Source organism: Pseudonocardia sp. MH-G8, assembly GCF_002262885.1.
Taxonomy (GTDB): domain Bacteria; phylum Actinomycetota; class Actinomycetes; order Mycobacteriales; family Pseudonocardiaceae; genus Pseudonocardia.
This window is the reverse complement of record NZ_NKYF01000001.1, coordinates 557,631-576,769: the sequence shown is the minus strand read 5'-3', so window position 1 is coordinate 576,769 and position 19,139 is coordinate 557,631. Positions and strand designations below refer to the sequence as shown.

At 73.9% G+C, this 19,139-nt stretch carries 18 protein-coding genes; 13 read left to right on the top strand and 5 right to left on the bottom strand.

Annotation, left to right across the window (positions count from 1 at the left end):
- The first annotated feature begins 13 nt into the window (after nucleotides 1-13).
- Genes CFP66_RS02650 through CFP66_RS02630 form a run of 5 tightly spaced genes read left to right on the top strand, consistent with a single transcriptional unit; the run spans nucleotide 14 to nucleotide 4,534 of the window.
- A complete protein-coding gene (locus tag CFP66_RS02650) occupies nucleotides 14-496 on the top strand; it encodes a Rieske 2Fe-2S domain-containing protein (protein ID WP_094920119.1) in 483 nt (160 codons plus the stop codon).
- Nucleotides 493-1,611, top strand: a complete 1,119-nt coding sequence (locus CFP66_RS02645; RefSeq protein ID WP_094920118.1) for an amidohydrolase family protein — start codon at nucleotides 493-495, stop codon at nucleotides 1,609-1,611. Before CFP66_RS02650 ends, CFP66_RS02645 begins: the two co-directional genes overlap by 4 nt.
- Entirely contained in the window at nucleotides 1,608-2,660 is a 1,053-nt protein-coding gene (locus tag CFP66_RS02640; protein WP_094920117.1) for an amidohydrolase family protein, read from the top strand. Before CFP66_RS02645 ends, CFP66_RS02640 begins: the two co-directional genes overlap by 4 nt.
- Nucleotides 2,657-3,523 carry an alpha/beta fold hydrolase gene (locus CFP66_RS02635; protein ID WP_094920116.1) on the top strand — a complete coding sequence of 289 codons (867 nt, stop codon included), beginning with the start codon at nucleotides 2,657-2,659 and terminating at the stop codon, nucleotides 3,521-3,523. Before CFP66_RS02640 ends, CFP66_RS02635 begins: the two co-directional genes overlap by 4 nt.
- Before the next feature lie 57 nt (nucleotides 3,524-3,580).
- Nucleotides 3,581-4,534 carry a LysR family transcriptional regulator gene (locus CFP66_RS02630; protein ID WP_094920115.1) on the top strand — a complete coding sequence of 318 codons (954 nt, stop codon included), beginning with the start codon at nucleotides 3,581-3,583 and terminating at the stop codon, nucleotides 4,532-4,534.
- Between the two features lie 11 nt (nucleotides 4,535-4,545).
- Here CFP66_RS02630 and CFP66_RS02625 read toward each other — a convergent pair whose 3' ends face one another.
- Complete coding sequence (locus CFP66_RS02625) at nucleotides 4,546-5,856, bottom strand: MFS transporter (protein ID WP_094920114.1); 1,311 nt, start codon at nucleotides 5,854-5,856, stop codon at nucleotides 4,546-4,548.
- Nucleotides 5,857-5,915: 59 nt separating this feature from the next.
- Nucleotides 5,916-7,511 (bottom strand): benzoylformate decarboxylase, encoded by a 1,596-nt coding sequence (gene mdlC, locus CFP66_RS02620; RefSeq protein ID WP_094920113.1) that lies wholly within the window; start codon nucleotides 7,509-7,511, stop codon nucleotides 5,916-5,918.
- Between the two features lie 192 nt (nucleotides 7,512-7,703).
- Here mdlC and CFP66_RS02610 point away from each other — a divergent pair, with 192 nt between their 5' ends.
- The 8 genes from CFP66_RS02610 to CFP66_RS02575 are packed head-to-tail and all read left to right on the top strand — an operon-like array spanning nucleotide 7,704 to nucleotide 16,011.
- Entirely contained in the window at nucleotides 7,704-8,813 is a 1,110-nt protein-coding gene (locus tag CFP66_RS02610) for an NDMA-dependent alcohol dehydrogenase (protein WP_094920111.1), read from the top strand.
- Between the two features lie 12 nt (nucleotides 8,814-8,825).
- Entirely contained in the window at nucleotides 8,826-9,794 is a 969-nt protein-coding gene (locus tag CFP66_RS02605) for a TIGR03560 family F420-dependent LLM class oxidoreductase (protein WP_233159197.1), read from the top strand.
- A complete protein-coding gene (locus CFP66_RS02600) occupies nucleotides 9,791-10,948 on the top strand; it encodes an NDMA-dependent alcohol dehydrogenase (RefSeq protein WP_094920110.1) in 1,158 nt (385 codons plus the stop codon). The genes CFP66_RS02605 and CFP66_RS02600 overlap by 4 nt, the downstream gene beginning before the upstream one ends.
- A gap of 39 nt (nucleotides 10,949-10,987) precedes the next feature.
- Nucleotides 10,988-12,277, top strand: coding sequence for a phenylacetate--CoA ligase family protein (locus CFP66_RS02595; protein ID WP_094920109.1), 1,290 nt, complete (start codon nucleotides 10,988-10,990; stop codon nucleotides 12,275-12,277).
- A gap of 8 nt (nucleotides 12,278-12,285) precedes the next feature.
- Entirely contained in the window at nucleotides 12,286-12,831 is a 546-nt protein-coding gene (locus CFP66_RS02590) for a UGSC family (seleno)protein (RefSeq protein ID WP_094920108.1), read from the top strand.
- Complete coding sequence (locus tag CFP66_RS02585; protein WP_094920107.1) at nucleotides 12,828-13,832, top strand: hypothetical protein; 1,005 nt, start codon at nucleotides 12,828-12,830, stop codon at nucleotides 13,830-13,832. Before CFP66_RS02590 ends, CFP66_RS02585 begins: the two co-directional genes overlap by 4 nt.
- Before the next feature lie 44 nt (nucleotides 13,833-13,876).
- On the top strand, nucleotides 13,877-14,980 hold the full coding sequence (locus CFP66_RS02580; protein ID WP_094920106.1) for a zinc-binding dehydrogenase: 1,104 nt from the start codon (nucleotides 13,877-13,879) through the stop codon (nucleotides 14,978-14,980).
- A 20-nt stretch (nucleotides 14,981-15,000) separates the two neighbouring features.
- On the top strand, nucleotides 15,001-16,011 hold the full coding sequence (locus CFP66_RS02575) for an amidohydrolase family protein (protein ID WP_094920105.1): 1,011 nt from the start codon (nucleotides 15,001-15,003) through the stop codon (nucleotides 16,009-16,011).
- A 6-nt stretch (nucleotides 16,012-16,017) separates the two neighbouring features.
- On the opposite strand, the gene CFP66_RS02570 is transcribed toward CFP66_RS02575, so the two are convergent.
- The 3 genes from CFP66_RS02570 to CFP66_RS02560 are packed head-to-tail and all read right to left on the bottom strand — an operon-like array spanning nucleotide 16,018 to nucleotide 18,849.
- Nucleotides 16,018-16,827, bottom strand: a complete 810-nt coding sequence (locus CFP66_RS02570; protein WP_094920104.1) for an IclR family transcriptional regulator — start codon at nucleotides 16,825-16,827, stop codon at nucleotides 16,018-16,020.
- A gap of 46 nt (nucleotides 16,828-16,873) precedes the next feature.
- Nucleotides 16,874-17,584, bottom strand: a complete 711-nt coding sequence (locus CFP66_RS02565) for a response regulator transcription factor (protein WP_233159095.1) — start codon at nucleotides 17,582-17,584, stop codon at nucleotides 16,874-16,876.
- Nucleotides 17,581-18,849, bottom strand: coding sequence for a GAF domain-containing sensor histidine kinase (locus tag CFP66_RS02560; RefSeq protein WP_233159094.1), 1,269 nt, complete (start codon nucleotides 18,847-18,849; stop codon nucleotides 17,581-17,583). Before CFP66_RS02560 ends, CFP66_RS02565 begins: the two co-directional genes overlap by 4 nt.
- Nucleotides 18,850-19,139 lie beyond the last annotated feature (290 nt).

The following is a 19,139-nucleotide window of genomic DNA, read 5'->3' as shown; positions in this document are numbered from 1 at the left end:
AGCGTTTCTGCTCGTGAAGATCGTGGTGGCACGTCTCGACGAGTTCGGCCCCGGTGAGCGACGGATCGTGGAGGCCGGGCGGCGTTCGATCGGCGTCTTCCGGGTCGGCGACGACTTCTACGCGATCAACAACTACTGCCCGCACATGGGCGGGCCGCTCTGCCGCGGCCGCACCAAGCCCTGGGTCACCTCGCAGGGGCCGGGCGAGTACACGACGGCCGGCGAGGACGCGCTGCTGGCCTGCCCCTGGCACGGCTGGGAGTACGACCTCGCGACCGGCCAGTCGTTCCTCGGCCCGGGCGAGCCGTCCGTCCGCACCTATTCGGTGTCGGTGGAGGGCGGGCAGGAGCCGCCCGTCGCCGAGCCGCGGGGCGGCCGGCAGCCGGGCCCGTACGTCGCGGAGACGTTCCCGGTGCACGTCGAGGACGCCTACGTCGTGGTCGACACGAATCCGCGGCCGGCAGCGGTGCCGGCCGCTCGAGGAGGTGCGCAGTGACCAGCACGCTACCGACACCCGCCGACGCGGCGCCGAGGACCGACCGGACCGGCTACACGATCGTCGACAGCGACATCCACCCCCACGCGCTGCCGCGCGACATCCTGCCGCGCCTGTCCGCGCAGCACCGGCGCCGCTTCGAGATGTTCGGCAGCCGGGTGCCGGGCCCGCCGGAGATCTACCCGCGGGTGCGCAACTCCGGGTTCCGGCTCGACGCGTGGCCCGAGGGCGGCTTTCCTGGCAGCGACCTGCAGATGACGCGTGACCAGCTGCTCGACGAGTTCGGGATCGACCACGGGATCCTCATCCCGCTGCAGGGGCACAGCTGGGGCGTCGAGCAGCCGCACTACGCGGCGGCCCTGTGCGGGGCGCTGAACTCGTGGCTCGCGCAGGAGTGGCTGGACGCGGAGCCGCGGTTGCGCAGCTCCATCGCGATCTCCGCGGAGTCGCCCGACCTCGCCGCCGAGGAGATCCGCAGGCGGTCGGACGACCCGCGGTTCGTGCAGGTCCTGCTGTCCACCGGGGGCGAGTCGGGCTTCGGCGTGCGCCGGTACTGGCCGATCTACGCGGCCGCGGCGGAGGCCGGGCTGCCGATCGCGGCGCACACCGGCGGGCTGGAGCAGCACCGCGGAGCGGGCTGGCCGTCGTTCTACCTGGAAGAACACGTCTGGAACGCCAACACGATGGCATCGCTGGTGATGAGCATGCTGTGCGAGGGCGTGTTCGAGGAGTTCCCGTCGTTGCGGGTCATCTGCATCGAGGGCGGGATCGCGTGGGCAGGTCCGCTGATGTGGGCGCTGGACGACGCGTGGTCGCAGCTGCGCGAGGACGTGCCGCACCTGCGCAAGCCGCCGTCGGAGTACATCCGCGAGCACTTCTGGTTCACCACCCAGCCCATCGAGGAACCGGACGACCGGCAGCACCTCGCGGTGGCGCTCGACCACGTCGGGATGGGCGAGCGGATCCTGTTCGCCTCCGACTACCCGCACTGGGACTTCGACTCGCCGCGCCAGGCGCCGAAGCTGTTCCCGGCCGACCTGCGGCGCCAGATCATGGGTGCGAACGCCTGCCGGCTCTACGGTCTGCCTGAGCGGGACGCGCAGGTGCCGGCGTGACGGCCGCCGCGCCCGCGCGCGTCGCGACGATCGACACCGACGTGCACTGCGCGCCCACCGCGCTGTCCGACCTGTTCCCTCACCTCGACCCGTACTGGCGCGGCTACGTCGCCGAGGGCGGGGTGTCGCTGTCGCCGACGCAGGGCGGGGCCTACCCGCCGCTCGCCCCCACCAGCGGCACCCCTGCCGCCACCTCGCTCGCGCGCCTGCGGGACGAGGTGCTCGACCCGCAGGCGCTGCACCGCGCCGTCCTGAACTGCACCACCTCGTTCCACTGCAACCGCAACCCGTACTACGAGGCGGCGCTCACCCGGGCCGTCAACGACTGGCTGGTGGCGGAGTGGCTGGAGCAGGACGAGCGGCTGCGGGCCAGCATGGTGGTGCCGACGCTGGACACCGCGGCGGCGGTGGCGGAGATCGAGCGGATCGGGGACCACCCCGGGTTCGTGCAGGTGCTGCTCCCGGTGCGCTCCGACGCGCCGTGGGGCAACGTCCGCCACCGGCCGGTCCTGCGGGCCGCGGCCGAGCGCGGCCTCGTGGTCGGGTTGCACGCCTGGGGCCGGATCGGCAACGCCCCGACCTCGAGCGGTATGACCCACACCTACCTCGAGGACTACCTGGCCAACTCGCAGATCATCGTGCAGGCGCAGGTGACGAGCCTGGTCACCGAGGGCGTCTTCGCCGAGCTGCCGCAGCTGCGGGTGGCGCTGCTGGAGTGCGGCTCCACCTGGCTGCCCACCTTGCTGTGGCGATTCGACAAGGACTGGAAGGGCGTCTGGCGCGAGGTGCCGTGGCTGTCGGGCAAGCCGTCGGAGGTGGTGCGCCGGCACATGCGGCTGACCACGGCGCCCACCCACCTGCCGCGCGATGCGGCGCAGGCCCGCCAGGCGGTCGACCTGCTCGACGCCGGGACGATGCTCATGTACGCCAGCGACCACCCGCACGACCACGGCGACGGCGGTGAGCGGCTGCTCGCGGCGTTGACCGACGCCGAGCGCGAGCGCGTCCTGTCCGCCAACGCGGCGTCCTGGTACCAGTTGGAGCCATGATCCTCGACGGGTTCGCGACCGCCGACGTCGAGACGGCGGCCGGGGCGCGGGTACGGGTGCGCACGGCGGGCAGCGGCCCGCCGGTCGTGCTCCTGCACGGCTACCCGCAGACCTCGGCGATGTGGCACCTCGTGGCGCCCGGGCTCGCCCGCGACCACACCGTCGTCCTCGCGGACCTGCGCGGCTACGGCGACAGCGTCCCGCCGCCCGATGCGACGGACGACGTGGCCGCGTTCGGCAAGCGGGCGATGGCGGCCGAGGTCGTGGCCGTGATGGGCGAGCTGGGGTTCGACCGGTTCGCGGTGGTCGGCCACGACCGCGGTGCCCGTTGCGCGTACCGGCTCGCGCTGGACCACGCGCAGGCCGTCACGGCGCTCGGCGTGCTGGACGTGCTGCCCACGGCGGACGTCTTCGCGCGGGTGGACGCCACCTTCGCCCGCGGCGCCTGGCACTGGTTCTTCCTCGCCCAGCCCGGCGACCTGCCGGAGCGGCTGATCGCCGCCGACCCGGACGGCTTCTTCCTGCGGGGCACCGCCGGCGTGTTCACCTCCGAGGCCGAGGCCGCCTACCGCGCGGCCTACACCCGGCCCGAGGTCGTGCACGCGATGTGCCAGGACTACCGGGCCGGTGCCACCGTGGACGTCGCCGACGACGAGGCCGACCGCGGCGTCCGCACGATCGACTGCCCCACCCTCGTGCTGTGGGGCCGGCACGGGCCGGTGGGCCGGGTGCCCGACGCCATGGACGTCTGGCGGTCGTGGGCGCCCGCGGCCGACGGCGTCGAGCTGGACTGCGGGCACTACCTCGCGGAGGAACGACCGGCCGAGACGCTCGTCGCACTCCAGGCGCTGCTGCGGTCGTGAGTGGATACGGGTGCTCTGGCACTCGTTTCCACTCACGGCTGTTCTCATACTGGGGGGATGGGGCATCGGCGGGGTGCGACGGCGCTGGCCAACCTCGACCTGAACCTCCTGGTGATCCTGCGCGAGCTGCTGCGGGAGAAGAACGTGACCCGGGCGGCCCGGCGGGTGGGGGTCACCCAGCCCACAGCGAGCGCCGCGCTGGCCCGGCTGCGCCGGCACTTCGGTGACGACCTGCTCGCCCGCACCCGGGGCGGGTTCGTGCTCACCCCGCTCGGGGTGCAGCTCGCCGCGCAGATCGAGCCGGTCTGCGTCGGCGTCGAGCGCTTGTTCCTGGTCGACCCGCCCTTCCGGCCAGGGGAGTCCGAGCGGGAGTTCACCGTGCTGACGCCGGACTACGTGCTCGCCGCCTTCGGCGAGCAGCTCTCACGGGCGATGCACGAGGTCGCCCCGCACGCCCGCCTGCACGTCAAGGTCGTGAAGGAACGGCTGCCCGCCGACCTGCTGGAGACGCTGCGCGTGCTCGACACGATCATCTCCGTGCCCACGGCGGCGTTCCGGGCGACCGGGATCCGGGGCCAGGAGCTGTTCCGGGACCGGTGGGTCTGCGTCGTGGCCGCCGACAACCCGGTGGGCGACCGGCTCGACGCGGCCGACCTGGAGCGGCTGCCCTGGGTGGTGCCGCACCACCCGGACGGCGAGTACCCGGCGAGCTCGCCGCTCGCGCCGCTGTTCGCGCGCCTGTCCACCCGGCCGCACGTGGCCGTGCGTGTGGACAGCTACCAGGCCACCCCGTACTTCGTGGCGGGCACGGACCGGGTGGCGGTGATGCAGCGGCGCCTGGCCCTGCGCTTCGCCGACCGCCCGGACCTGCGGATCCTGGAGTGCCCGGGCGACCCGCCGCCGATCGTCGAGACGCTGTGGTGGCACGCGAAGAACGACGACGACGAGGCGCACCGCTGGTTCCGCGCCCTGGCCGCCCGCGCCGCGCGCGCCGAGGACGCCGGCGTCTGATCACCGGGCCGTCACGCCGCCGGGCCGGCCGGGGCCACGGCGGTGTCCCGGGCGGGTGGGCTGCCGGCCGAGCGGATCAGCAGCAGCGTGGCCACGAGGGCCGCCGCCGACAGCAGGAGCAGGTAGCCCGCGATCGGTGCGGAGGACCCGTAGCCCGCGTACAGGGCGGTGGCGACGATCGGCGTGAGGGCGCCGCCGATCATCCCGCCCGTCTGGTAGGCGATGGAGGCGCCGCTGTAGCGGATGCGTGCTTCGAAGATCTCGGTGAACCATCCGCCCTGCGCCCCGGCCATGATCGCCTGGACGACGCCCGCGACCATGAAGGCGATCAGCGCGGCCGCCACGCTGCCGGTGTCGACCAGCCAGAACAGCGGGAAGGCCCAGATCACGGCGGTGGCGGTGCCGATCACGTAGATGCGGCCCGCGCCCCAGCGGTCGGCGCAGCGGGCGGCCACGTAGATCCCGGCGATCCACGGGATGGTCGAGAGCAGGATGAGCGTGAGCAGCGTCGGGCGGTCGAAGCCCGCGGCCCGCGTGCCGTAGCTGAGCATGTAGACCATCACCGTGTAGCCGACCAGCGGTGGCGGGATCGCGGCCAGGCTCGCCAGCAGCACGACCTTCGGCCGCTCGCGGAACAGGGTGGCCACGGGCAGCTTGGTGACCTGCTTGGTCTCCTTCACGCGCTGGAACTCCGGGCTCTCCGAGAGCTTGCTCCGCACGATCATCCCGACGACCAGCAGGAAGATGCTCAGCAGGAACGGGATGCGCCAGCCCCACGCCAGGAAGTCCTCGTCGGGCAGGCCCGCGACGGCCAGGAACGCCAGGTTCGAGGTGAGCACGCCGATCGGCACGCCGAACTGGGCGAAGCTGCCGTAGAGCGCCCGTTGCCGCGGGCCGGCGTGCTCGGTGGCCACCAGCACCGCGCCGCCCCACTCGCCGCCCACGCCGAAGCCCTGGACGAGGCGCAGCAGCAGGAGCAGCAGGGGAGCGGCGACGCCGATGGCCGCGTAGGTCGGCAGCAGGCCGATGGCGAACGTCGACACGCCGGTGAGCATCAGGGTGAGCACCAGCATCGTCTTGCGTCCGATGCGGTCGCCGTAGTGGCCGATCACCGCGGCGCCCACCGGTCGCATGATGAAGCCGACGGCGAACGTGCCGAGGGCGGCGAGGGTGCCCGCCGTGGGATCGGCCTCCGGGTAGAACAGCGTGCCGAACACGAGCGCCGCCGCCGTGCCGAAGATGTAGTAGTCGTACCACTCGATCGACGTTCCGACGCAGCTGGCGAGCAGCAGCGACCGGCGACTGGTCGGCGGGCGGGTCACGGTGTACCTCCGGGGGAGAAGGACGGATCGGCGTCGGTGTTCGCTCCGCCGCGCTGCGCTCAGCCTGCGAAGCTCACGCCGCTCGCGACCGGGATCTCGAGCAGCAGGGGCCCGTCGCGCGGGGTGATCAGGGCCGCGGTCAGCTGGTCGAGGTCCTCGACGCGCTCGCCGGGCACGCCGTAGCCGGCGGCGATCGTGACGGCGTCGATGCCGGGCAGGTCCAGCCCGGGCACGTCGCGCACGCCGAGCGGCCCGGTGAACCAGCGCAGGCCGCCGTACTCGCCGTTGCGCAGCACGAGGAAGGTGACGGGCAGGTCGTGCCGGGCCGCGGTCCAGAGGCCCTGCACGCCGTACTGGGTGGCGCCGTCGCCGAGCACGGCGACCACCGGGCGGTCCGGGTCGGCGAGCGCGGCGCCGACGGCCGCGGGCAGCCCGAACCCGAGCCCGCCCGCCGCGGGGAACAGCAGGCCGCCCGCCCGGCGGATCGGCACCCGCTCCCAGAACGCGCCCGTGTTCGACGTCGATTCGTTGACCAGCACGGCCTCGACCGGCAGCGCTTTCGCCAGGACGTCGAACACCGCCTCGGCCGGGAACGGCGGACCTTCGACGGCGACGGCCGCCGGTGCGGGCCGCGGTGTCACGGCGAGCCGGTCGGCCGGCGCGACGACCTCCTCGGCGAGCCGCGCGAGCACGGCGCCGGGGTCGGCGACCAGCGCGTCGCCCATCGGGGCGCGGGCCGCGGCGCCCGGGTCGGCGGTGACGAGCACCAGCGTCGCGCCGGGCGGGAGGTAGGGCCCGGGGCGGTGGACGTGGTAGCGGAACACCGGCGCGCCGACCACCAGCACGAGGTCGTGCCCGGCCAGCGCCCCGGTGACGCCCTCCACGCTGGCCGGCAGCACCCCGCGGTAGTGCGGGTGCGTGGTCGGGAACGGGCAGCGCGGCGGGCTCGGCGCGATCCACACCGGCAGCCGCGCGCGTTCGGCGAGCGCCACGGCGGAGGAGAACGCGGGCTCGGTGTCGGCCTCCGGCCCGAGCACGAGCACCGGTGACCGCGCCACGGCCAGCCGGGCGGCCAGCATCTCGACCTCGCCGTTGCCGGAGCCGCCGCCCGCCGCCACCCGCCGCGTGCTCAGGTGCTCGACCTCGTGCGGGTCGACCTCCGCGGCCCAGTCGTCCAGCGGCAGCGACACCAGCACCGGGCCACGCGGCGCGAGCATCGCCAGGTGGTGGGCCTCGGCGAGGGTGCGCGGCACGTCCTGGGCGCGCAGCGGCTCGAACGCCGCCTTCACGTGCGGGCGCGCCACCTCGGTCATCCGGGCCTCGGAGAGCATGGCGCCGAGGCCGACCATCCCGCGGGCCTGCTGGCCGGTGGTCACCAGCAGCGGGGTGTGTTGCTGGGCGGCGTTCGCGAGGTTGCCCATCGCGTTGCCGAGCCCGGCCGCGGCGTGCAGGTTGACCAGGGCGGCGCGGCCGGTGGCCTGCGCGTAGCCGTCCGCCATCGCGAGCACGGCGCCCTCGTGCAGGCCGAGGACGTAGCGGAAGTCGGCGGGGAAGCGGTCGAGGAACGGCAGCTCGTTCGAGCCGGGGTTGCCGAAGACCGTGGTCAGCCCCCAGGACCGCAGCAGGTCGTGGACCTGCGCGCGCACCGTCGTCACCGGAGGACCCTCGCCGCGTGCGGGCCGGCGGCGCAACCCCGCTTCCAGGAGGTGAAAGCGCTGTCTGCGCGCTCGACCCGCCCTTCCGCGTCGCGAAAGCGGCCTCGCCGCCCGGTCCGCGGCGGCGGCATCGTGAACCGACGCCGCCGGATCGCCGCGAGCCCCACCAGCCGCCGCAGAACGGGAGCCCCGATGAGCATGTCCACTCGCGCCGCCATCTGCCGCCGGCCCGGCACGCCGTGGGAGATCACCGACGTCGAGCTCGACGACCCGCGCGGGGGCGAGGTGCGCATCCGCTTCGAGGCCGCCGGACTGTGCCACTCCGACGACCACATCCAGAAGGGTGACGCCCGGATGCGGTTCCCGGTGGTCGGGGGCCACGAGGGTGCGGGCGTGGTCGAGGCGGTCGGGCCAGGCGTCACGCGCGTGGCGGTCGGAGACCACGTCGTCTGCTCGTTCATCCCGGCCTGCGGCACGTGCCGGTACTGCTCCACCGCGCGGCAGAACCTGTGCGACGCCGGCAAGAACGCCGCCACCGGGGAGTTCCCCGACGGCACCTTCCGGTTCCACCTCGACGGGGAGGACCTCGGCGGCCTGTGCGTGCTGGGCACGTTCGCGCAGCGGGCGGTCGTGTCCGAGTTCTCCTGCATCTCGATCCCCGACGACATCCCGTTCGACGTCGCGGCCCTCGTGGGCTGCGGGGTGCCGACCGGCTGGGGTTCTGCGGTGCACGCCGCGGGGGTGCGCGCCGGGCAGACGGTCGTGGTCTACGGCGCGGGCGGTGTGGGCAGCAACGCCGTGCAGGGCGCCCGGTACGCGGGCGCGAAGAACGTCGTCGTGGTCGACCCGGTGGCGTTCAAACGGGACATGGCGAAGGTGTTCGGGGCCACCCACACGTTCGCCGACGCGCAGGCCGCGCACGAGTTCGTCGTCGAGACCACCTGGGGGGAGCTCGCCGACCACGCGATCATCACGGTCGGCGTGCTGCACGACGAGGTCATCGCGAACGCGCTGGCGATCGTGGGCAAGACCGGGCAGGTGACGATCACCGCCGTCGGCAACGGATCGATCGACGCGGGCGCCGGGACGTTCATCGGCTACCAGCGGCGCGTGCAAGGCGCGATCTTCGGCGGTTGCAACCCCCTCTACGACGTGCCGCGCCTGCTCGGCCTCTACCGCTCCGGCGACCTCAAGCTCGACGAGCTGATCACCCGCCGCTACCGGCTCGACGAGGTCAACCAGGGCTACCAGGACATGCTGGACGGCAAGAACGTCCGCGGCGTCATCGTCCACGAGCACTGAGCCGTGAACACCGTGCGGATGCGGGTGCTGATGGAACCGCGCCACGGCGCGCGGTACGAGGAGATCCGCGCGCTCGCGCTGGCCACCGAGGCGGCCGGCTTCGACGCGTTCTTCCGCTCCGACCACCTGATGGGCGTCGACCCGGCCGACCTCACCTACCGGCCCACCGACTGCTGGACGACGCTGGGCGGCCTGGCGCGTGACACCGACCGCGTCCGGCTCGGGGCGCTGGTGGGGGCGGCGATGTTCCGCCAGCCGGGCATCCTCGCCAACATCGTCGCCTCGCTGGACGACATGAGCGGCGGTCGTGTGGAGCTGGGGCTGGGCACCGGCTGGTACGAGCGTGAGCACGCGGCGTTCGGCGTCCCGTTCCCGCCCAGGCGCGAGCGGTTCGACCGGCTGGAGGAGCAGCTCGCGGTCATCACGGGGCTGTGGCGAGCGGGCTTCGGCGACGAGGCGGGGTTCTCGTTCCCCGGTCAGCACTACCGCGTCGAGGCCAACCGCACTCCGCCACGCCCGACGCAGGACCCGCATCCGCCGATCATCATCGGCGGCAGCGGGCCGCGGCGGACGCCGGCGATCGCCGCCCGTCACGCCGACGAGTTCAACGGTGCCCTCGTGACCGGTGACCGGGACGGCGCGCAGCTGCGGGAGCGCTTCGCGGTGTTCGCGCGGGCCTGCGAGGCGATCGGGCGGGACCCCGCGACCGCGCGCCGCTCCGCCGTGCTGCCCGTGGCGTGCGGCGCCACGGCGGCCGAGACGCGGCATCGCGCGGCCGTCATGGGCTCGGAGCTCATGCGCTCGACGGCGGCCACCGGTTCTCCCGCCGAGGTCACCGACCGCATCGGTGCGCTGGCCGACGCCGGCGCGGACACCGTCTACCTGCACATCTACGACATCCACGATCTGGACCACATCGCGCTCCTCGGAGCCGAGGTCCTCCCGCACGTCGCGGGTGAGAAGGAGAGGACGGCCCGATGACCGCGACCGCGCAGAACGCCGTGGGAGTGACCGGCACGATCACCACGCGGGCCGCCGTCGCGCGGCGCCCGGGCACGGGGTGGGAGCTCACCGAGCTGACGCTGGACCCGCCGAAGGCCCACGAGGTGCGGGTGCGCTTCCACGCCGCCGGGCTCTGCCACTCCGACGACCACGTCACGAAGGGCGACTTCCCCGGGCGGTTCCCGCTCGTCGGCGGGCACGAGGGCGCGGGTGTGGTCGAGTCCGTCGGTCCGGACGTGCGCCGCGTGCGGCCGGGCGACAGGGTCGTCGTGGCCTACATCCCGGCCTGCGGCGCCTGCCGGCCGTGCTCCACCGGGCACCAGAACATGTGCGTGAAGGGGCTCAACGCCGGTACCGGCATGTTCCTCGACGACACCTTCCGCTTCCACGCCGGGGGCGAGGACTTCGGCGGGTTCTGCACCGTCGGCTCGTTCTCGCAGTACTCGGTGGTGCACGAGTGGGCGTGCGTCCCGTTGCCCGACGACATCCCGTTCGAGATCGGCGCCCTCATCGGCTGCGGGGTGCCGACGGGCTGGGGCTCCGCGGTCTACGCCGCGGGTGTGCGGGCCGGCGACACCGTGGTGATCTACGGCGCGGGCGGTGTGGGCAGCAACGCCGTGCAGGGCGCCCGGTACGCGGGCGCGAAGAACGTCGTCGTGGTGGACCCGGTGGAGTTCAAGCGGGAGACGGCGACCACGGTCTTCGGTGCCACGCACGCCTTCGCCGACGCCCGCGAGGCGCACGACTTCGTCGTCGAGACCACCTGGGGGCAACTGGCCGACCACGCGATCTGCACGCCCGGCGTGCTCACCCCCGAGGTCGTGGACGCCGCGGTGGCCGTGGTGGGCAAGGGCGGCAAGGTCACGATCACCGCGACCGGCAAGCTCGGCGTCCACCACGTCCACGTGCACGCCGGGATGTTGATCAGCTATCAGCGCCAGGTCCGCGGCGCCCTGTTCGGCGACTGCAACCCGCTCCACGACATCCCCAAGCTGCTCGGGCTCTACCGCGCGGGCGACCTCAAGCTCGACGAGCTGATCACCCGCCGGTACCGCCTCGACGAGCTGAACGACGGCTACCGCGACATGACCGACGGCAAGAACATCCGCGGCGTCGTGGTCCACGAGGCCTGACGCCCACACCCTCGAGCCGACATCCCCGAGAGGACCCCCGTGCGCACACCGAGCTTCGTCGCGCCCCAGGACGCCGAGGCCGTCACCGAGCTGCTGCGCGCGCAGCTCGAAGGCCTGCCCGGACGATCGCCGCTCTACCAGGACCTGTTCGCCGAGCACGGCGTGAGCGCCGCCGCGTTCGCGTCGCTCGAGGACCTGCGCAAGTTCCCGTTCACCAGCAAGCAGATGCTGCGTGACTCCCAGGCGGCCGCGCCGCCGCTGGGCCGGCACGCCGGGGTGGACATGACGGAGGTCATCCGCGTGCACGCCTCCACCGGCACCACCGGGAAGCCCAGCTGGGTGGGCGTCACGCGCCGCGACGCGGCGGCCTGGACCGACATGGTCGCCCGGGCGTTCCGCACGATGGGCGCCACCCGGGAGGACGTGGTCGTGCACGGGGCCGGGCTGACGCTGTTCGTCGGCGGCCTCCCGATCCGCGACGCGCTGGAGCGGATCGGGGCGACGATGGTCCCGATCGGCACCGGCGCGTCGGAGAAGGCGGTGCTGGCGCTGGAGAGCCTCGGTGTCACCGCGCTGCACGCCACCCCCTCCTACGCCCGCTACCTCGCCGAGCACATCCGGGCGCTGGGCCGCGACCCCAAGGAGTTCGGCCTGAAGAAGGTCCTGGTCGGCGGCGAGCCGGGAGGCGGCGAGCCCGAGTTCCGCCGCCACGTCGAGCAGGAGTGGGGCGCGCCGGTCACCGAGGGCCTGGGCAACGCCGACATGGCGCCGGTGCTGTTCGCCGAGGAGCCGGGCAGCGCCGGGATGCGGTTCACCGGCGGGCGCCACGTCGTCGTCGAGCTCATCGACCCCGAGAGCGGCGAGCCGATCGTGCCCGAGGACGGTGCCGGCGGCGAGCTCGTGTACACCTCCGTGGACCGGGAGTGCTGCCCGCTGGTGCGCTTCCGCACGCGCGACCGCGTGCGCGTCACGGGGCTCGCCGCCGACGGGGCACCGCTGATCCGCTGCGTCGGGCGCACCGACGACATGCTGATCGTGCTCGGGGTGAACGTGTTCCCCTCGGCGCTGCGCGACCTGGTGCAGAGCCTGCACCCGCGCACGACGGGCGCGATCCAGGTCGTGCTGCCCGGCGCGGGCCCGCGGGTCGAGCCGCCGCTGCGGGTGGAGGTCGAGACCGGGGAGGCCCCGGGTGACCCCGCGCAGCTGTGTCGCGACCTCGAGGCGCTGATCCGGTCGCGGCTCTCGGTGCGCGCCGAGGTGGTGCTCGTGCCCGCGGGGTCGATCGAGCGCTCGGAGATGAAGTCCCGGCTCACCCGCGTCGAGCACTAGGAGGCGCCGTGCCGAACACCATCCTCGACCCGACCGGCGGGCGGCCCGCCCGCCCGGCCGCCGCCCCCGCCCGCGCGCCGCGTCGGCGTGACCTCACCGGTGCCCGCGTCGGCCTCCTGGAGAACACCAAGCAGAACGCCGCCCTGCTGCTCACGGCGGTGGGCGAGCTGCTGGTGACCGAGCACGGCGCCGCGCAGGTGTCGCTGCTGCGCACGAAGACCGCCTTCGCCCAGCCCGCGTCCGACGAGCTGGTGGCCCGGTACAGGGGCGCCTGCGACGTCGTGGTCACCGGCGTCGGGGACTGCGGGTCGTGCAGCGCCTCCGCGGTGGCCGACGGCGTGCTGTTCGAGGCGGCGGGCCTGCCCGCCGCGGTGATCTGCAGCGACGCCTTCGTCGCCACCGCCGACGCGATGGCCGCGCTGCGCGGCGCCCCCGGCTACCACTACCTGACGACGGCGCACCCGGTCGCGATCCTGACGCCCGATCAGGTGCGGGAGCGGGCCGCGCAGCTGGTGCCCGGCGTGGTCGCGCTGCTCACCGGACCCGGCTCATGACCCTCGACCCGGACGTGGCGCAGGCGGCGATCGAACACTGCTACGGCCAGGGCTGGTCGGACGGGCTCCCGCTGGTGCCGGTGTCGCAGCCGCTCCTGGACCGCTTCCTCGCCACCACCGCCCGCCGGCCCGACGAGGTGATCGGGCGGCTCGCGCAGTTCGACCGGACCGCCACCGTGGAGCTGGCGGCGATCAACGCCGCGATGGCCGGGTGCCTCCCGGAGCACTTCCCCGTCGTGCTCGCGGCGTGGGACGCGCTGATGCGGGAGCGCGCCGCCGTCGGGGGTGGGTGGCAGTCCACCAGCGGTCCGGCGCCGCTGATCGTGGTGAACGGCCCGGTGCGCGAGGAACTGGGCTTCAACCGCGCGGGCGGGGTGTTCGGGCCCGGCTTCCGGGCGAACGCCACCGTCGCGCGCGCCGTCGGCCTGATCGTGCGCAACGCGTTCGGCGTGCACCCGCACGAGCTGGAACAGGCCACCCAGGGCCTGCCCGGACGGTGGTCGATCTGCGTCGCCGAGAACGAGGAGGAGAGCCCGTGGGAGCCGTTGTCGGTGGAGGCCGGGCTGCCCGCGGGGACGTCGGCGGTGTCGGCGACGCTGCTGCGCACCTGCGAGTTCGTGGACAACCGGCACACGAGCGACGCCGAGCAGCTGCTCGCGGACTTCGCCGACACGATCTCCCGCACCGGCGCCTGGATCTTCCGGCACGCGTCGGTGGGCGTCGTGTTCTGCCCCGAGCACGCGCAGCTGCTGGCCGGTGCCGGCTACGACCGGGCGGCGGTGCGGGCGTGGCTCGCCGAGCACTGCGGGCGCACGGTCGGCGACCTGGCCGACGTCGGGAAGGACGGGCTGGGCGACAACGGTGTGCGTCACGCAAGCGGCGGGCGCCCCGACGGTTTCGACCCCCTGCTGGTCGACGGCGACCCGAGCCACCTGCTGCTCGCCGTGGCCGGGGCCCGCAACGCCGGCATCTCGATGGTGGTGCGCCTGTTCGGCAACTAGTCGGCGACCGCCGTCCCGGTCGGCCTCGATGAAGGAGCGGATCGATGAGTGACATGGTGCGTGCCGCGGTGCAGGTCCGCCCGCGGACGATCGAGGTGCGGGAGTTCCCCCGCCCGACGATCGGCCCGGACGACGGCCTGCTGCGCGTGGAGGCCAACGGCATCTGCGGCAGCGACGTCGAGATGTTCAAGGGCCACATGCGCGGTGACCGCGGGCCCACGGTGCCCGGCCACGAGCCGATGGGCATCATCGAGGAGGTCGGCGAGCGCGCGGCGCAGCGCTGGGGCGTGCAGCCGGGTGACCGGGTGGCACTCGAGGTGATCATCCCGTGCCGGGCCTGCCACGACTGCCTCACCGGCCGCTACCAGTCCTGCCGCAACCGCGGGCCGGCGCACGGTGTCACCGGCGTCGAGGTGGCGCCGTCGCTGTGGGGCGGGCTCGCCGAGCACCTCTACCTGTCGCCGAACGCGGTGCTGCACAAGGTCGACAAGACCCTCCCGGCCGAGCTCGCGGTGATGTTCAACCCGCTCGGGGCGGGCGTGCGCTGGGCCGTGCACCTCGGCGGCGCCGGCCTCGGGGACACCGTCGTGGTGCTCGGGGCGGGCCAGCGCGGCATCGCCGCGGTCATCGCGGCGAAGGCGGCCGGGGCCGGCACGGTGATCGTCACCGGGCTGGAGGCCGACGCGCACAAGCTGGCGCTGGCCCGCGAGTTCGGTGCCGATCACACGATCACCGTGGACGGCGAGGCGGCGGTGGACGTCGTCGAGCGGGTCCGGGAGATCACCGACGGCGCGATGGCCGACGTGGTGCTGGAGCTGACCCCGATGGCCGCCGCGCCCGTCACGCACGCCCTGCAGGCCGCGCGCCACGGCGGCACGGTGGTGCTGGCCGGGCTCAAGGGCGGCGCGCAGGTGCCGCTGCAGACCGACCTGATCATCAACCGCGCGTTGACGGTGAAGGGCGCGTTCGGCGTGGACGCCCGCGGCTACGCGGAGGCGATCGCGATCATCGAGAGCCGCCGCTTCCCGCTGGAGAAGCTGCACACCCACACGTTCGGCCTGGACGACACGGCCCTGGCCATGGAAACCCTGGCAGGCGAGGTGGAAGGCGAGCGAGCCGTCCACGTCTCCGTCCACCCCAACCCCTGACGAGTGAGGAACCGACTGCTGTGCTCGTCGATGCCCATGCCCACCTGCTGCCGTTCGACTACCCCTCCGACGCACCCTCGTGCTTCCCGCGGATGGAGCCCGTCGACGGGTCCACCGCGCGGACGTTGTTGTTCGGCGCCACCAACTTCCGGGCGCGCGACGTGTTCTTCTCCGCCGAGCGGCGCATCGAGGAACAGGACGCGTCCGGCGTCGACGTCGAGGTACTCACCCCGATGCCGCCGCTGCTGCGCTACGACCTGCCCGCGGCGGACGGCCTGTCGCTGGCCCGGCACGTCAACGAGTTCACCGCCACGCTGTGCGCGGCCGAGCCCGACCGGTTGATCGGCTTCGGCCTCGTGCCGATGCAGGACCCCGACGCGGCGACGGCGGAGCTGAAGGCGATCAAGGACCAGGGCCTGCGCGGCGTGGAGATCGCCTCGGGGGTGCTCGGCAGCTCGATCGGCGACGCGCGGTTCCTGCCGTTCTTCACCGAGGCGCAGCGGCTGGACCTCGCGGTGTTCGTGCACGCGCTGCCCACGCCGACCGACCGGCTGCCGAGGTCGACGATGGGCACCTACGTCGTGGGCATCGAGGGCGCGTTCGCGGCGGCGTCGATGATCACGGGGGGCACCGCGGCCGCCTGCCCGGACCTGCGCATCTCGTTCAGCCACGCCGCGGGCGGCTTCCCGCTCATGCTGCCGAGGGCGCAGTACTTCTTCACCGGCGCCTGGAACGAGGAACCGCTGGTGCCGGAGCGGGCGATCAACCACGACGACGGCCCCACACCCCTGGAGTACGCCCGCCGCTTCTACTACGACTCGATGGTCTTCGACCACCGCGCCGTCCGCTTCCTGATCGACCTGCTCGGCCACGACCGCCTGCTGGTGGGCTCGGACTTCCCCGCGATGCCACGCGAGGATCCGGCAGGCCGCACCCTGCGCGAGATGGACCTGCCCCCCGAGGTGTGGGAGGACATCGCCTGGAACAACGCGTACCGCTGGCTGGGGCTGGACCCCCCACCCGGCCGGTAGGCGTCGTCAGCGGGCGGCGGCCGGGGTGCGGGGGCCCAGCGTGCGGGAGATCGCCCGGCTCGCCTGGGTCAGCACGCAGGCCAGCTCGCGGGGACGGGCGCGTTGTGCGGCGACCACCACGCTGACCGCCGCCGTGACGCGGCCCGCGGGGTCGCGCACGGGGACGGCGACCACCAGATCGGGCAGCGTGATCTGGCCGCGGGCCACCGCGACCCCGGTCTGGCGGATCCGGGCGAGGGTGCGCCGCAGCTCGGCGGGCTCGGTCACGGTCATCGGGGTGAAGCGCTCGAGCGGTGCGGCCAGCACCTCCTCCTGCAGGGCCGGGTCCTCGTGGGCGAGCAGCACGAGGCCGGTGCCGGTGACGTGCATGGGCCAGCGGTCGCCGACGCGGCTGCTGAGCGGGTTCGGCACGCGCGCGCGGATCGCCTCGATGTAGACGACCTCCAGCCCGTCGCGCACGCCGAGGTGGATGTTGCCGCGGGTGGCCTGGTGCAGGTCCTCCAGGTGCGGGAACGCGGCCTCGCGCAGCTCGAGGCCGCGCGGCGCCAGCGCGGACAGCTCCAGCAGCCGCAGCCCCACCGAGTAACGGCCGTTGTCGTCACGCTCCAGCGCACCCCAGCTCACCAGCTCGCCGACGAGCCGATGAGCGGTCGGCAGCGTGAGCCCGGCCCGCCGCGCGATCTCGCTCAGCGAGAGTTTGCGGTGCCGGGGCCCGAACGCGTCGAGGACCGACAGCATCCGGCCCGCCGCGGTCGGACGGGACCCGTCCGCCGAGTCTGCACGGGCTGTCTGCGGGGCTTCGGGGATCACCGTCATGGGCACCTCCGTTGGTCGCCTGCCGGGATGTGGTGGGGCGGTCGCGTCACGCGCTGGGCGGGGGGATCAACCCCTCCCGGATCGCGACGAGCGCGGCCTGGGTGCGGGAGGACAGCTGCAGCTTCGTGAGCACGTGGCTCACGTGGGTGCGCGCGGTCCGCTCGCTGATGTAGAGCTCGGCGGCGATCTGGCGGTTGGACAGGCCGCGAGCCACGAGCGCGAGGATGGTGCGCTCCCGTGCGGTGAGCGCTGCGAGCCCGGTGGGCGGGGACACCAGGTGGCGGGTCAGGCGCCCGGCGACGGCCGGGTCGAGGTGCACCTCGCCCCGGTGCGCGGAGCGGATCGCGGCGGCGACCTCGTCCGGGTCGGCGTCCTTGAGCAGGTACCCCGCGGCCCCGGCCTGTAGTGCGGCCTGCACGCGCTCGAGCTCGCCGAAGCTGGTCAGGACGACCACCCGCAGCTCGGGGTACGCGGCGAGGACGGCGCCGATCGCGGTGATGCCGTCCATCCGCGGCATCAGCACATCCATGAGCACGACATGGGGGAGCCGATCCTCGACGGCCAGGCGCCGGAGCCGCACGAGCGCGTCCTCGCCGTCCACCGCCTCGTCGACGACCTGGATCCCGTCGGCGCTCTCGAGGTAGGCGGACAGGCCGCGGCGCACCACGGCGTGGTCGTCGACGACCAGCACGCCGATGACGTCCGAGCCCGGGGCTCCCGTTCCCGACGCCGAGGTGTCCGACACCGCCGTGCTCACCGTCCACCGCCCGGTACCCGCACCCGCACCCGGCATCCCCGCCCGTCGTTGCCGATCTCCATCAGCCCTCCCCAACGTTGTGCCCGTTCCTGCATCGAGACCAGCCCGAGCGAGTCGGCCCGCCGTTGACCCGCGGCGAGGCCGCTGCCGTCGTCGGACACCTCCACCAGCACCTGGCCCCCCTCCGACGGGGCGTCCGCCCGGATCCGCACCGAAGCCTGCGAGGCGCCCGCGTGCTTCACCACGTTGTGCAGCGCCTCCTGCACGATGCGGTAGAGGTCCTCCTGCAGCTCGGTCGGCAGCTCGGCGGGGTCGTCGGCGTCGACGTCGACCCGCAGGCCGGACGCGGTCTGCACGGAGCGGGCGTGGTGGCGCACGGCGCCCGCGAGCCCGTTCTCGAGCAGCTCGACGGGATGCAGTTGCAGGACCAGGCCGCGCAGGTCGGCGAGCGCGTTCTGCGCGAGGTCCAGCAGCTCGTCGGCGACCCCGCGCACCCGCTCGGGGCTGCTCGTGCGCCCGGGTTCGACCTGCGCGCGCAGGGCCTTCGCCTGCATGCGCATCGAGAAGACCTGCTGCACCACCGAGTCGTGCAGCTCGCGGGCCAGCCGGGCGCGCTCGGCGAGCTGCGCGTCGTGGCGGGACCGGGCGAGCAGGTCGGCGGAGTCGACGGCCGTGGCGGCCTGGTCGGCCATCGCCTCGAGGAACTCCAGCGCGGCCGGTCCGGGGATCTCGCCGGGCGCGTAGAACGCGTTCAGCACGCCGACGGCGCGGCCGCGCACCACGAGCGGGACGGCGGCGAAGCTGTCCCAGGCCGGCGCTCCCATGATGCCGTGCAGCGGTCCCCACTTGGGGTCGTCGAGCACGGCGGCCTTGCGGTGGGCCACCACGATGCGCCGCCGCGTGGCGAACGCCTCGACGAACATCATCCGCGCGCCGAGCCTGCGGCACTCCTCGAACCGCTCGGTGAAGTCCTCCGCGTCGGTGAAGCCCGCCTTGCCGACGACGCGCATGGTGCCGCCCTCGACGCGCAGGATCTGCACGGCCGCGATGTGCTCGGCCTGGACCACCTCGTGCGCGACCACGTCGAGGGTGACCGACAGCGACGCCGCGTCCGCGACGCTCGACGCCGCCCGTGCGATCGCCACGAGCCGCCGCTGCCCGCGCCACGCGTCCTCGACGGCCGGGCCGACCGACCCCCCGCACTCGGGGCACTGCGCCACCGACACCGGGCACCCGGTTCCGGCTTCGATCACCCTTTCCGTCACGCCGACTCCTTCGTCCAGCGTCCTGCCCGCGCCCGGCGGGCCTCTCGCCGGCGCGACCGGAGACCGCCCCAGTCTTGTCATTGCGCAGGCCCTGTCACAAGGCTTCGGCGACCACGGGCCGAGGTCGGCCACAACGGCGCCCGTGAGCCAGGACATATGTCGCATCGTCGATGCATCGGAGGCGCGGTGGCGCAGGCCGGGCGTCGTGGGGGCGGCGTAGGTCACAACATGTCTTCCGTCCGACGAAATGGCCCTGCACGCCCGACGGCCGGTTCTCCCACGCTGAACCG